Here is a 13,501-nt window from a genome sequence, read left to right as displayed (position 1 = left end):
CTTATGCAACCCCCTCTTGTTTTAGAGTCTGGCTCAATATCCAAAGCACTAAATCTGCATACTCGATACCAGCAGCTTTGGCAGCCATCGGGACCAATGAATGGGAAGTCATCCCAGGGGAAGTATTCATTTCCAGCAAGTAGGGCTTGTCAGTCTTCTGATCGATCATCACATCTGCCCGACCCCAAGTCCGGCAACCGAGGGCTTTATAAGCAGCAAGAGCCAAATTCTGAACAGCAAGATTGATCTCTTCGGGCAGGCCTGTTGGGCATAAATATTTTGTTTCGTCCGAAAAGTACTTATGATGAAAATCATAGTTAGCATCCGGCGGAACAATTTTGATTACTGGTAGAGCTTCAGCACTAGCGCCCTCTCCCACTAATGGACAGGTTAGCTCATCTCCGATGATGCAAGTTTCGGCAATGATCTTCGTATCAATCTTTGCTGCTAACTCGTAAGCTGCCGGTAAATCGCTGACACTCTTCACCTTCGTTAACCCTAAAGATGAGCCCTCATGTGCAGGCTTCACAATCAGAGGTAAGCCTAATTTTTCTGCTACCGCATCCCAGTCGCTATTGGCAGTCAACTCAACAAACACTGGTGTCGATAGGCCATTACTGAGCCACACTTGTTTGGTGACAATTTTGTCGATCGATAATGCAGAGGCAAGGACGCCGCTTCCCGTATATGGGATATTTAAGAGCTCAAGTAAACCTTGAATAGTTCCATCTTCGCCATATCGTCCATGTAATGAGATAAAGATTCGATCAAATTTTTCTTGCGCCAGTTCAGCAGGAGATCGAAGTCCCGGATCAAAAGGATGTGCATCCACACCTTTTAGATGCAGGGCTTCTAAAACACCATTGCCTGACATCAATGAAATTTCTCGCTCACCAGAACGCCCACCAAGCAATACGCCAACTCGACCTAAAGATTGGATATCGAGCTTGGCTAGCTCACGATGAACGCGTTGACCCCATTGACTATGCATGCTTAGCCTCCGCTAAGACATGCGACAGATTGGAAATGGAGCCTGCCCCCATCGTAATTAAGACATCACCATCACGCAGAAGACCAGTAATTTTTTCTGGCATCTCAAGAATGGTGCTCGCAAAAGCCGTCTGTTTAGGATCTAGATCAGCAGTTTGAGTGCCCGCTTCAGCTACTACTGCCTTTAATAGGCTCTTACCATCTGCCCCAGGAATCTTAGCCTCTCCTGCTGGATAGACTTCAGTCAATACGAGTGCGTCAAAATTTTTCAGGACTTGGACAAACTCACCGAAGCAATCACGGGTTCTAGTAAATCGATGTGGCTGGAAAGCCAACACTAAACGACGATCAGGATAAGCCCCTCTTGCTGCTGATAAAGTCGCAGCCATTTCAACGGGGTGATGACCATAGTCATCAATCAAGGTAAAGCTACCGCCACTGGCAAGTGGGATTTCGCCATAGCGTTGGAATCGACGGCCTACACCACTAAATTCGGATAGGGCTTTGACAATGGCTTGGTCACTTACGCCAAGTTCAGTTGCAATACCAATCGCTGCCAAGGCATTTCTGACATTGTGTAGACCCGGTAGATTTAAAGAAATCTGGAGTGGGCCGGGCTTATTACCGTGTCTTCTGACTGTCCGGCGCTCCACTGTAAAGCGCATTGATGTTCCCTCTGCACGCACATCAGTTGCACGAATATCCGCATCATCTGATAAGCCGTAGCGTAAAACAGGCTGGGAAACAAATGGAATAATGTCGCGAACATTGACATCATCAATACAGAGTACTGCTACTCCATAGAATGGCATGCGCTGAATAAATTGCACAAACGCCTGTTTGAGGCGAGCCATATCATGTTGATAAGTATCCATGTGGTCAGCATCAATATTGGTGACCACTTCCATTGCAGGAAAAAGCTGTAAAAAGGAAGCATCAGACTCATCTGCTTCAACCACAATAAAGTCACCCTGTCCTAAGCGCGCATTTGCACCAGCAGAATTTAATTTCCCACCAATCACAAAAGTCGGATCTAAGCCACCCTCTGCTAGAACGGAGGCCACCAAGCTGGTGGTAGTTGTTTTACCGTGCGTTCCAGCGATCGCAATACCCTGCTTGAGACGCATTAATTCACCTAGCATCACTGCGCGCTGAATCACTGGAATTTTGGCTGCACGTGCTGCAAGCACTTCGGGGTTATTGCCAGCAACTGCAGTTGAAATAACAACTGCTTCTGCTGTACCAATATTTTTTGGATCATGTCCAATGTGAATGACTGCGCCCAATGCCTTCAAGCGCTGAGTAGATACACTCTCGGCTAAGTCAGAACCTGATACTTGATAACCTAAATTGAGAAGTACCTCAGCAATACCGCTCATACCAGCGCCGCCGATACCAATAAAGTGAATTTGTTGAACGATATGCTTCATAGCGCTACCCCCGCAGCTTCTGCACATACTTGAGCAACCCGAACTGTAGCTTGTGGTTTAGCTAAGGCATGAGCGTGCTCTGCCATCTTCAATAAAGCATCACGACTCACTCCCTGAATCATTCGAGCCAAGTCATCTGGATTCAGTTGGGTTTGTGGCAACAAGATTGCTGCATGAGCATCTGCTAAGAAACGGGCATTAGCAGTTTGATGATCATCAATGGCAAATGGAAACGGAACCAAACAAGAGGCTACTCCTGCTGCTGCCAATTCTGAAATTGTCATTGCACCTGAGCGACAGATCACAAGATCTGCATTCGCATAAGCAGTAGGCATGTCGTCAATAAAACTGCGGATATCTGCCTGCACTCCCAGGCTTGAATATAAATGCTCAAGATCTTGAAGATGCTTCTCACCCGCCTGATGAATTACCTTTGGTCGAGAGCTTGCGGGTATTAAAGCCAGGGCTGCTGGCACTGCTTGATTTAGAGCTGCAGCACCCAAGCTGCCGCCTACTACCAGGATAGATAAAGGGCCTTGCCGTACGCTGTAGCGTTCTACAGGAGAAGCTAGCTGATCAAAATCTTGACGTATGGGATTTCCCACCCACTCAGCATCTGACATCGTATTTGGAAAACCGGTCAAGGTTTTTCTCGCGATCTTTGCGAGGGCATGATTAGCGCTGCCAGGGATGGAGTTGGATTCATGCAAGACTAATGGTCGTCTCAAGAGTACCGAAACTAAACCGCCTGGGAAAGTAATATAGCCGCCCATACCCAAGACCACGCTTGGTTTGAGACGACGCATAATCTGGAAACTCTGCAAACTGGCTCGCACCAAATTAATCGGCAACATCAATTTAGCTTTTAGTCCCTTACCGCGCAAGCCACCAAAATCTACTGACTCGAAAGATATCTTTGCAGCATTCACAAGGCGGTATTCCATACCGTTTTGGTTACCTAACCAAGAAACTTGCCAACCATGGGCTCTCAGGTATTGAGCAACAGCTAGGCCAGGGAAGATATGTCCTCCCGTACCACCAGCCATCACCAAGATTGAGGGTTGGGTCACAGCTTTCCTCCCCGCATCAGGACTCGATTTTCATAATCGATGCGTAACAGCATAGCGATCGCAATGGCATTCATCAATATTCCTGAGCCACCATAGCTCACCAAAGGGAGAGTCAAACCTTTAGTTGGCAGGAGTCCTAAATTCACGCCCATATTGATGAAGGCTTGCCAACCAATCCAAATGCCTACTCCCTTCGCAGCTAAACCTGCAAAGCTGCGATCCAATTGCAGTGCGGTACGGCCGATCATGAACGAGCGGCGCACTATCCAGTAAAACAAGAAGATCATCACGAGTACACCAACAAACCCGAGCTCTTCACCAATGACTGCCAAAATAAAATCGGTGTGCGCTTCAGGAAGGTAATGGAGTTTTTCGACGCTGCCACCCAAACCAGTACCAAACCATTCGCCACGTCCGAAAGCCATCAAAGAATGAGTGAGCTGGTAGCCCTTATTAGCAGCGTTATCCACCTGCCATGGATCCATAAAAGCCAGAATGCGTCCACGTCGGAATGGAGATAGTGCAATGATGGTAGAGGCACTCGTAATCCCAACTAAGACCAAGCCTCCAAATAATTTGGCATTGATTCCACCGAGGAAGAGAATGCCGAAAGCAATCAGGGCAACCACAATAAACGCGCCCATATCGGGCTCAAGCATTAACAGTGCGCCAACTAGAGCCACTGCAATACCCATCGGTAACATGCCCTTGATAAATGTATGCAAATGCTCCTGGCGTTGAACGGTATAGGTTGCCGCAAAGATTACCGTAGCAAACTTCATGAGTTCAGACGGCTGGAAGTTCATTAATCCCAGTGGAATCCAGCGCTTTGCTCCATTCACACCCTTACCAAGTCCAGGAATCAGAACTGCTATTAATAACAGCAGCGTTACACCAAAAATAATCGGCGAATAACGATCCCAAACCTTGCTTGGAATCTTAAATGCCCAGATACCAACGCCTAAAGCAATTGCCAAAGAAATTAAATGCCGAATCAAAAAGTGATTACTGCTATAGCTTGAGTATTTTGGCCCATCAGCTAAAGTGATCGATGCCGAGTAAACCATCACCAAACCAATCAGCGTGAGCGATAGTACTGCCCAAACTAATAATTGGTCATACTCCATCATGCGAGAGCGGGTCTGCTCAACCCCCGAGACAGCGTCTCTTAAGCCGCTCCGGAAATTATTGATTCCACCGCGAGAAAAACTCCAGAAGCGATCGAGCCCTAAACGATTATCAGGAAATAACTTATCTTTTAAGCTCATACATGAACTCCATCGATCTGCATACCTAATTCAGCCACTTCGGATACAAAAGCATCTGCACGCGCGATGTAATCTTTGAACTGATCAAAGCTGGCACAGGCGGGAGATAACAAAACAATATCGCCAGATTGGGCTTGATGAGCCGCTTGATGAACTGCATTAGCTAGAGTCTCACTGATAGTGCAAGAAACCTCATTACCGAGCGCATCTGCAATGAGGTTTGCATCTTTGCCAATCAAGAAGGCACCTTTAATAAAACGCAGTGCAGGTTCGCGAAGTGGCGAAAAATCTTGGCCTTTACCATCCCCACCGGCGATCAACCAGATTCTTTTTCTAGACTCGTTATTCGCTAGGCCATTTAATGCTGCCACTGTGGCGCCAACATTGGTGCCTTTACTGTCATCAACATACTCAACATCAGCAACAATGCCAATACTTTGTACACGATGAGGCTCGCCCTCGTAATCCCGTAAACCATGCAAGAGCAGACTCATTGGTAAACCTGCGGAACGGGCTAGAGCCAGTGCAGCTAAGGCATTAAGAGCATTATGACGTCCCCGAATTTTCAGTGCATCGGCTGGTATTAAACGCTTGAGTCGCAATTCTTCTTCATCGTCTGGAGTGACCGATTTACGACGGCGCTTGGGTTTTGGCTCTTGATTCTCATCGACCTCAGCCCACACTAACCAATCAATTCCGCCTGCACGTAAATCTCGCTCAATACCAAATGCACCCTGCTCATCTGGACGTCCAGCACCAAAGGTCACAACCGATCTATTGAGCTTCTCTTCTTCAGAGAGCAAATCGAGCACAAGAGAATCATCACGATTCAAGATACAAATAGAGTCAGAGCCAAAAATTCGTGCTTTTGCATTAGCATATGACTGCATATCACCATGCCAATCCAAATGATCCTGGGTGATATTGAGAACAGTCGCTGCAGTTGCATTTAAGCTAGATGTAAATAGCAACTGAAAGCTCGACAATTCCAACACCCATACGTCTGGCATATCACTGAACTGATCTGCTTCGTTTAAACACTGTTGAAGCTTATCAAGCGCAGCAGGACTGATGTTGCCAGCCACCGCCACCTTCTTACCAGCCCGCTCACAGAGTTGACCCGTTAATGCGGTAGTCGTCGTTTTGCCATTCGTCCCAGTTATAGCTAGCACCTTTGGAATATAGGCAGGCAGACCTTCTGCTTGGATGAGGGCTATTGCTGCAATCGCGCGGGCAAAAAACTCAATCTCACTCCACACTTCAACATTACTTTCCTGCGCTGTTGCTAAGAAAGATTGAATGGGCTCTTGAATTGGTGATAAACCAGGGCTGATGCCAATAACATCAACTTCTTTTAGCAAGTCATTAGCCAAAGGACCGTATTGGACATCCTGCAAACCTGCCTGCTCAAGCTCGGCTAACCACGCTTTTTGCTGCTCTGAAAATTTCTCAGGATTACGTGTGTCTGCTAAACAAACCTTTGCACCATTACGCAAGCACCATTTCGCCATTGCTACGCCAGACTCACCTAAGCCTAAGATTAAAAAATGACTTGGGGTCTTTGTGACCGAATCTACAGTCGCTTTAGGGTTGGCAAAAGGGTTTTGAATATTCAACATAGGATTCTAGGCTTACCGTAATTTCAGGCTTGATAAGCCAACTAACACCAACAGGATCGTAATAATCCAAAAACGCACTACCACTTGCGTTTCTTTCCAGCCGCCCAACTCAAAGTGATGATGTAGTGGCGCCATCCGAAAAATACGCCGCCCTTCACCATATCTTTTCTTGGTGTACTTGAACCAAAATACTTGGAGCATCACTGAGAATGTTTCTGCAACAAAAATTCCGCCCATGACGAAAAGAACAATCTCCTGACGGACAATTACAGCAATAGTTCCTAGAGCACCGCCCAGGGCAAGCGCACCAACATCTCCCATGAAGACTTGTGCAGGATGAGTGTTGTACCAAAGGAATGCCAATCCCGCGCCACCCATTGCGCCACAAAAGATCATTAACTCGCCAGCGCCAGGTATGTATGGAAAAAGCAAATATTTTGCATAGATTGCATTACCCATGATATAGGCAAATGCACCCAGGGCAGCACCAACTAAGATCACCGGCATGATCACTAACCCATCGAGACCATCTGTGAGATTGACGGCATTACTGCTGCCTACGATCACAAAATAACTCAAGATAATGAAGCCCATCATGCCCAAGGGATAGCTCACCTCTTTCATGAATGGCAATAACAAGTTTGTCTTCGCTGGAAGATCTAGCGCAAACCCGCTGCGGAGCCAGTCTAGAAACAATTGCAGGACTTTGAGATTGTTGATTTCTGAAACTGAGAATGCCAGATAGATTGCTGCAAATAATCCAATCAGGGTCTGCCAAAAGAATTTTTCTCTTGAACTCATTCCCTTGGGATCTTTACGTGCAACCTTACGATAATCATCAACCCAGCCCACTACACCAAATCCAAAAGTCACAATCATCACGATCCAGATAAAGCGGTTCGTTAAATCTGCCCACAAAATACAGGAGATAAAAATTCCCAACAAAATGAGGACCCCACCCATCGTGGGTGTCCCGGTCTTCACCAAGTGGCTTTGTGGTCCGTCGCTTCGTACGGATTGACCCATTTTTAATGCTGTTAATTTGCGAATCACCCAAGGGCCTGAAATCAAACCAATTAATAGGGCTGTTAACGTAGCCATCACAGCGCGGAAAGTAATGTAGTTAAAGACCCGCAAGAAACCGAGATCGTCTTGTAACCATTGCGCCAAGATTAAGAACATGTATTGGCCTCCTCTTGCAAGGCTTTTACGACTCGCTCCATACGCATAAACCGAGAACCTTTAATCAAAATATGAATTTTTTCTGCAGACTCAGTGCATTTTGTTTTTAAAGCGAGAGCTAGATCTGCTTGTAAATTGTCTAACTCTGCAAAGTGCATAGCACGCGAATCCAGCTGGTGCTTTTGTTTAATCTCATTGAAACCCTGGACTGCTAATTGAGACTGCTCCCCAATCGCAAACAATTGATCAATGCCTTGCTGTGCAGCGTAGACCCCTACCTCATGATGAAATGCAGGGCCTTGCTCTCCCACTTCACCCATATCGCCCAACACTAGCCAACTAGCTCCGCGCGTTTGCTTTAAAGCATCGATGGCTGCACGAACAGAATCTGGATTCGCGTTATAACTATCGTCAATTAAGGTGCACTGTGCATTCAATTGACTGGACTGCATCCGACCACTCACTGGGGAGAAGGCTTCTAAACCGTTTTGAATATTTTTTAGACTGAGATTGGCTGCTAAAGCTACTGCTGCTGCAGCAAGGGCATTGGAAGCATTGTGTAGACCCAGAGTTTTCAATTGAACTTCAATGGATCCATTGTCAGTGTTGATTTGTAAATGCCCATTGCCCAACAGAACTCCCGAAACTGCAGCTGGAGCAGAAAGTGCAAAATCAATCACTTTGCGATCACCTGCTACTTTTTTCCATAAGGAGCTATATTCAGAATCGGCTGGAAAGACCGCTACACCATTCAATGGCAATGCTTTTAATACATCAGAATGCTCTTGAGCTACAGCGGCAACACTGGCCATAAACTCTTGGTGCTCTCGTTGTGCATTATTAATCAGTGCAATATTCGCTTGGGCAATCGCTGCTAACTCAGCAGTTTCACCAGGATGATTCATACCCAACTCAATCACCGCCAGATGATCAGATGAACGCAGGCGTAGTAGGGTTAATGGCAATCCAATGTCATTATTGAGATTACCTTGGGTTACTAAGGTTGCGGACTCACCCACAGCACTTCTAAATATTGCAGCAATCATTTCTTTAACGGTAGTCTTACCATTACTACCAGTAACTAGTGCGAGAGGAATGGGATGCTTTGCTCTCCATGCTTTAGCCAGTTGACCAAGGCCTTCTCGAGTGTCTGTGACACATACCGCTGCTAAATTCTCTGGGCACTGACTTGGATTGCTAATCATGGCAGCACTGGCAGCAGATTTTGCAATCTCTCCTAAAAACTGATGTGCATCAAAATGCTCACCACTTAAAGCAATAAAAAATTCGCCTGGCTGTATTTTTCTGGTATCACTACTGATCCCAGAAACACTGACTTCATGAGATTTCTCAAGGGCAATATTCAGTAATTCGCTACCGGGTAGCATTTGATGAATTTCTGCAAGATTGGTCATCGCGTGCATCAGATCACCCCTCCTGCCGCTAAAAGAATGTGCTCTTGATCAGAGAAGTCAAATTTCTTACCGCTAATTTCCTGGGTCGACTCATGCCCCTTACCTGCCACCAGCACAACATCCGCTTCTTTTGCATGACGCACAGCCGACATAATGGCAGCAGCCCGATCGATAATAATTTGCGCTTTACTTACTGACACTCCCATTCCAGATCGAATCATGTCAATAATTGCATGAGGATCTTCTGATCTGGGGTTATCGCTGGTGATGATTACTTCATCAGAAAATTGCTCTACCACTCGCCCCATCTGTGGGCGCTTGTTGATATCACGATCGCCGCCACAACCAAAGACGCACCAGAGCTTACCCTGACGTTGATCCGCAATGGGGCGCAAGGTATTGAGCACTTTTTCTAAGGCATCTGGGGTATGAGCGTAATCAACGATCACCAATGGCCCAGCTTTATTGAGCTGCACTAACTCCATACGACCTATGACGGGTTTTAATTTACTAATTCGCTTACTAGCTTCTGCAATACCCAAACCTTGGCTGAGTAAAACAGCAAAGACTGCCAAACAATTGCTGACATTAAATTCCCCGATCACCGGAATATGAAGCGCTTGTGAGCCATGACCTCCATAAACAAATACGGCGTCATAGCCATTGCTACTCATGACCAAGTCTTTTGCGTGTACCCGCTGTAAACGGTCACCAAATTTTTCAAAACCCTGAAAGGTGCTTTGATCTAATCCGTAGCCCCAAACATTAACGGTATTCCTAGTCAGTGCTTGCATTGCAAGCTCTCTTCCAAAAGGATCATCCATGTTCAGAACAACATTTTTTAAGCCGGGCTGCGTAAATAATTTTGCTTTTGCCTGGGCATACTCTCCCATATTGGCGTGATAGTCCAAATGATCTTGACTCAAATTGCTAAATACTGCGCAATTTATATTGAGTCCGGCAATACGCTCTTGATCTAAAGCATGAGAAGAGACTTCAATGGCCAATTGTTTGGCGCCTTGATCACGCAAGCTACTTAACTGCGTCTGCAATGTCGGCGCATCTGGGGTCGTATACCCCGTCTGAATTAAGGAACCCGACAGCCCCGCTCCTAGTGTGCCAATCACAGCTGCACGCTGAGTGGGAGTATCTAGAGCCTGAGCAATCCACTGGGTAATACTCGTCTTCCCATTGGTACCAGTAACCCCAACTACATTGAGATCGAGACTGGGGTTGCCATACCACTCCGCACTGATAACTCCTGCATATTTTGCTAGATTCTGAACTGCAAAGCACTGTGGGTGATCTTCAAACTGATCATCCATGTCAGTCGGGTCATAAACCACTGCTTTAGCACCACCCTCAAGAGCAGCAGCGATATACAGTCGACCATCACGAAGTGCCTTGCCATGACCAACGGGATAGGCAAAAAAGATATCGCCTAATTTGATTTGTCGACTATCGCTTTTAATCTTGGCGGCGGGAGCTACCATTTTTTGTAAATGCTCAATCAAGTGATTGGGTTCAATATGCACTGCCACCCTCATCTTTTCAAAACCACTTGTTGAGCTTTTAGTCCTGTTGCCTGATTCTCAACAGGAGGCTTTACATCATCAGATACCATTTGCTTAATATTGGCATCGGGTAAGACATTCAAGGTTCTCAAAGTCTCACTCACAATGGTTGAGAACACAGGGGCCGCAACATCACCACCATAGTGACTCCCGCCAGTGGGCTCATCAACCATCACGGCCACGACAATTCGTGGCGAACTGATCGGTGCAATGCCGGCAAAATAAGCACGATAAGAATTACCATAACCTTTACCAACCAACTTATGTGCTGTACCAGTTTTGCCACCTACCCGATAACCATCTGCTTGGGCTTTGACGGCTGTACCACCTGGTTCAGTTACTGTCTCAAGCATGCTGCGCATCTCAATCGCAGTTTTGGCAGAAATCACTCTTACACCTGGCTTAACTTCTGAGCTGCGCTGTATCGTCAAAGGAACTAGCTCTCCGTCACGCGCAAAAATGGTGTAAGCGCGTGCAACCTGAAATAGGGATGCAGAGATTCCATAACCAAATGCAATGCGCGCCTGATCGGATGGAACCCATTTTTGATAGGGATGCAATGTTCCAGATACGGAACCAGGAAAACCAATCTTGGGGGCCTGGCCAAAACCAACGGCTGTATACATATTCCACATCTCTTCAGGCGAGAGATTATTCATCGCAATTTTGGCCGTTCCAATATTGCTTGATTTTTGGATCACTTGTGAGACCGTTAGATTTCCATAGGGATGGGTATCCGTAATAGGTTTAGGGCCAATCAAATAACTCGCACCAATCACCATATTCGTATTAGGAGTGATGGCACCCTTCTCTAATGCCGTTGAGATTGTGAAAGGTTTTATCGTTGAGCCAGGCTCAAAAGTATCGGTGAGCACGCGATTGCGAAGTTGCTCGCCAGTCAAATTACGACGATCATTCGGGTTATAGCTTGGGTAATTCGCTAAAGCCAAGATCTCCCCAGTTTGAGTATCTAAAACGACTGCCCCACCTGCTTTAGCATGATGCTGCTCAACCGCACTCTTGACGGCGTTATAGGCAAGATATTGAATCTTGCTATCAATGGACAACTGCAAATCTTTTCCATTTTGTGGTTCTTGCTCAATAGCAACATCCTCAACAACTCGACCTAAACGATCGACCACAACGCGCCGTTGCCCAGGACGAGCAGCCAGCTCTTTTTCATGTGAGAGCTCCATGCCTTCTTGGCCGCGGTCTTCCACATTGGTGAAGCCTACAACGTGAGCCATCGCTTCACCCTCTGGGTAAAAGCGACGGTACTCATTGTTTAGTCCAATACCCGGTATTTCTAATTGTTTAATTTGCTGAGCTACTGCAGGATCAACCTGTCGCTTCAAGAAAACTTGCTTGCGCTCTTCTTTGAGTTTTTTACGCAAGTCTGATTCATTCATTTGCAAGAGGTTTGCTAGCTGACGAATCTTTTCTGACGATAAATCATCAGGCACGGTATCGTTATAAGCGATCACGGATTTCGCCTCAAGACTGGTTGCGATGACATTGCCATTGCGATCCAAAATCTTGCCGCGACTTGCTGGCAATTCAAGCTCGCGCTGAGTTCCTCGTACTGCTTTTGCTTCATAAAAAGCATTGCCCGGACCTTGAATCCAGAATGCTCTTAATAAAAGTAGCATGAAAACAAAGAACAGCATGAATAACATCAAGCGCGACCGCCACATTGGCAGACGCAACACTAAATTCGGGGTAGTCGAAAAACCAACTGGTCTCATTTGCTCTCCTTAATGTACAAAGTACGTTCAGGAGAGATGGGTGACATGTGCAATTGATTGCGAGCAGTGTCACGAATACGTGAAGATTTTGAAAGGTTACGCTGCTCATATTCCAAGCGTAGCCAATCTTGATTTAATCGACGCTCTTCGTTTTGCACTTGCTCAATGGCAACAAATAATTTACGCGCCCGCTGTTGTGCAGCTACGAGCGACAAAGCACAAATCAATAGCAGAGCGAGCAAAGTAAAGGTTGCGCGGTTCATGCTAACGCCCCCATTCTTTTTTCTGCCACTCGCATAATGGCCGAGCGTGCACGAGGGTTTTCTTTAAGTTCTTCCTCGCCTGGACGAATTCGAGCGATGATTTCAAGGGCGCTTTGTGGCAAATCTTTTTCCCGCAGAGGCAAACCGCGAGGCACTTCCACTTTGGCATGCGCTTGCAAGAATTGTTTGACGATGCGATCTTCAAGAGAGTGGAAACTAATGACGGCTAAGCGTGCGCCTGGTTTAAGCAAACTTAAAGCAGCTTTAAGACCCAACTCAAGGTCTTCTAATTCCCGATTAATAAAAATCCGCAATGCCTGAAAAGTACGTGTAGCAGGATCTTGACCTGGCTCGCGAGTGCGAACCACGCTAGCCACCAAATTTGCTAACTGCAAGGTCGTTTTAGGAGACAAGCCTTCCTCACGCTTAGCAACAATAGCTTTGGCAATTTGTGATGCGAAGCGCTCTTCTCCGTAGGTCTTAATCACTTTACTGATTTCCTCCTGCGGCGCCTGCTCTAACCACTCCGCTGCCGTGATTCCGTGATCCGTATTCATTCGCATATCGAGCGGTCCATCCCGTCGAAATGAAAATCCACGATGCGCTTCGTCTACTTGAGGTGAGCTGATTCCAAGATCCAACAAAATTCCATCGATCGATGCTGGTTCGGCGTACTGATCCATCTGTGCAAAGCTGCTGTGAATGATGGAAAACCTTGGATCCTTGATTGCTTTTGCTACTGCAATGGCATCCAAGTCTTTGTCGAATGCCATCAAACGTGCATTTGTATTCAACTTGCTCAGTAACCGCTGTGAATGCCCGCCTCGCCCAAACGTCCCATCGATGATGACAATCTTTTTGGTTTGATCTTGAAGCAGTGGCCCATCGATTAAAGCGGTCACCGCCTCGGCCAGAAGTACTGGGCGATGTGTATGGTTCATGGCA

11 protein-coding genes are annotated in these 13,501 nt (G+C 46.5%); all 11 read right to left on the bottom strand.

Translation table 11 applies throughout. The features are described 5' to 3' along the window. Nucleotide 1: 1 nt before the first annotated feature. From ICU98_RS00890 to rsmH, 11 genes are read right to left on the bottom strand one after another with little or no spacing between them, the layout of a single operon-like run. A complete protein-coding gene (locus ICU98_RS00890) occupies nt 2–991 on the bottom strand; it encodes a D-alanine--D-alanine ligase (RefSeq protein ID WP_215352284.1) in 990 nt (329 codons plus the stop codon). Continuing rightward, on the bottom strand, nt 984–2,420 hold the full coding sequence (murC, locus tag ICU98_RS00885; protein WP_215352283.1) for a UDP-N-acetylmuramate--L-alanine ligase: 1,437 nt from the start codon (nt 2,418–2,420) through the stop codon (nt 984–986). Before murC ends, ICU98_RS00890 begins: the two co-directional genes overlap by 8 nt. Continuing rightward, entirely contained in the window at nt 2,417–3,466 is a 1,050-nt protein-coding gene (murG, locus tag ICU98_RS00880; RefSeq protein ID WP_215353033.1) for an undecaprenyldiphospho-muramoylpentapeptide beta-N-acetylglucosaminyltransferase, read from the bottom strand. Before murG ends, murC begins: the two co-directional genes overlap by 4 nt. A 20-nt stretch (nt 3,467–3,486) precedes the next feature. After that, a complete protein-coding gene (gene ftsW, locus ICU98_RS00875) occupies nt 3,487–4,758 on the bottom strand; it encodes a putative lipid II flippase FtsW (RefSeq protein ID WP_215336841.1) in 1,272 nt (423 codons plus the stop codon). Beyond that, nucleotides 4,755–6,377 carry a UDP-N-acetylmuramoyl-L-alanine--D-glutamate ligase gene (gene murD, locus ICU98_RS00870; protein WP_215352282.1) on the bottom strand — a complete coding sequence of 541 codons (1,623 nt, stop codon included), beginning with the start codon at nt 6,375–6,377 and terminating at the stop codon, nt 4,755–4,757. Before murD ends, ftsW begins: the two co-directional genes overlap by 4 nt. A 12-nt stretch (nt 6,378–6,389) precedes the next feature. After that, nucleotides 6,390–7,559, bottom strand: coding sequence for a phospho-N-acetylmuramoyl-pentapeptide-transferase (mraY, locus tag ICU98_RS00865; protein WP_215352281.1), 1,170 nt, complete (start codon nt 7,557–7,559; stop codon nt 6,390–6,392). Further along, nucleotides 7,550–8,983, bottom strand: coding sequence for a UDP-N-acetylmuramoyl-tripeptide--D-alanyl-D-alanine ligase (gene murF, locus ICU98_RS00860; RefSeq protein WP_215352280.1), 1,434 nt, complete (start codon nt 8,981–8,983; stop codon nt 7,550–7,552). The genes mraY and murF overlap by 10 nt, the downstream gene beginning before the upstream one ends. Next, nucleotides 8,983–10,509, bottom strand: a complete 1,527-nt coding sequence (locus tag ICU98_RS00855) for a UDP-N-acetylmuramoyl-L-alanyl-D-glutamate--2,6-diaminopimelate ligase (RefSeq protein ID WP_251365354.1) — start codon at nt 10,507–10,509, stop codon at nt 8,983–8,985. Before ICU98_RS00855 ends, murF begins: the two co-directional genes overlap by 1 nt. An 8-nt stretch (nt 10,510–10,517) precedes the next feature. Beyond that, nucleotides 10,518–12,293 carry a penicillin-binding protein 2 gene (locus tag ICU98_RS00850; RefSeq protein ID WP_215336832.1) on the bottom strand — a complete coding sequence of 592 codons (1,776 nt, stop codon included), beginning with the start codon at nt 12,291–12,293 and terminating at the stop codon, nt 10,518–10,520. Further along, on the bottom strand, nt 12,290–12,556 hold the full coding sequence (ftsL, locus tag ICU98_RS00845) for a cell division protein FtsL (protein WP_215336830.1): 267 nt from the start codon (nt 12,554–12,556) through the stop codon (nt 12,290–12,292). Before ftsL ends, ICU98_RS00850 begins: the two co-directional genes overlap by 4 nt. Then, nucleotides 12,553–13,497 carry a 16S rRNA (cytosine(1402)-N(4))-methyltransferase RsmH gene (rsmH, locus tag ICU98_RS00840; protein WP_215352277.1) on the bottom strand — a complete coding sequence of 315 codons (945 nt, stop codon included), beginning with the start codon at nt 13,495–13,497 and terminating at the stop codon, nt 12,553–12,555. Before rsmH ends, ftsL begins: the two co-directional genes overlap by 4 nt. Nucleotides 13,498–13,501: the final 4 nt, after the last annotated feature.

The organism is Polynucleobacter sp. MWH-P3-07-1 (assembly GCF_018687555.1).
Taxonomy (GTDB): Bacteria; Pseudomonadota; Gammaproteobacteria; order Burkholderiales; family Burkholderiaceae; genus Polynucleobacter.
This window is presented reverse-complemented; position numbering and strand designations above follow the sequence as displayed.

Excerpts from the sequence above, each read along its gene's own strand:
- murD (WP_215352282.1), bottom strand. The coding sequence starts at position 6,377 with ATGTTGAATATTCAAAACCCTTTTGCCAACCCTAAAGCGACTGTAGAT.
- murC (WP_215352283.1), bottom strand. The coding sequence starts at position 2,420 with ATGAAGCATATCGTTCAACAAATTCACTTTATTGGTATCGGCGGCGCT.
- murF (WP_215352280.1), bottom strand. The coding sequence starts at position 8,983 with ATGCACGCGATGACCAATCTTGCAGAAATTCATCAAATGCTACCCGGT.
- ftsL (WP_215336830.1), bottom strand. The coding sequence starts at position 12,556 with ATGAACCGCGCAACCTTTACTTTGCTCGCTCTGCTATTGATTTGTGCT.
- ICU98_RS00850 (WP_215336832.1), bottom strand. The coding sequence starts at position 12,293 with ATGAGACCAGTTGGTTTTTCGACTACCCCGAATTTAGTGTTGCGTCTG.
- ICU98_RS00890 (WP_215352284.1), bottom strand. The coding sequence starts at position 991 with ATGCATAGTCAATGGGGTCAACGCGTTCATCGTGAGCTAGCCAAGCTC.
- ftsW (WP_215336841.1), bottom strand. The coding sequence starts at position 4,758 with ATGAGCTTAAAAGATAAGTTATTTCCTGATAATCGTTTAGGGCTCGAT.
- mraY (WP_215352281.1), bottom strand. The coding sequence starts at position 7,559 with ATGTTCTTAATCTTGGCGCAATGGTTACAAGACGATCTCGGTTTCTTG.
- murG (WP_215353033.1), bottom strand. The coding sequence starts at position 3,466 with ATGGCTGGTGGTACGGGAGGACATATCTTCCCTGGCCTAGCTGTTGCT.
- rsmH (WP_215352277.1), bottom strand. The coding sequence starts at position 13,497 with ATGAACCATACACATCGCCCAGTACTTCTGGCCGAGGCGGTGACCGCT.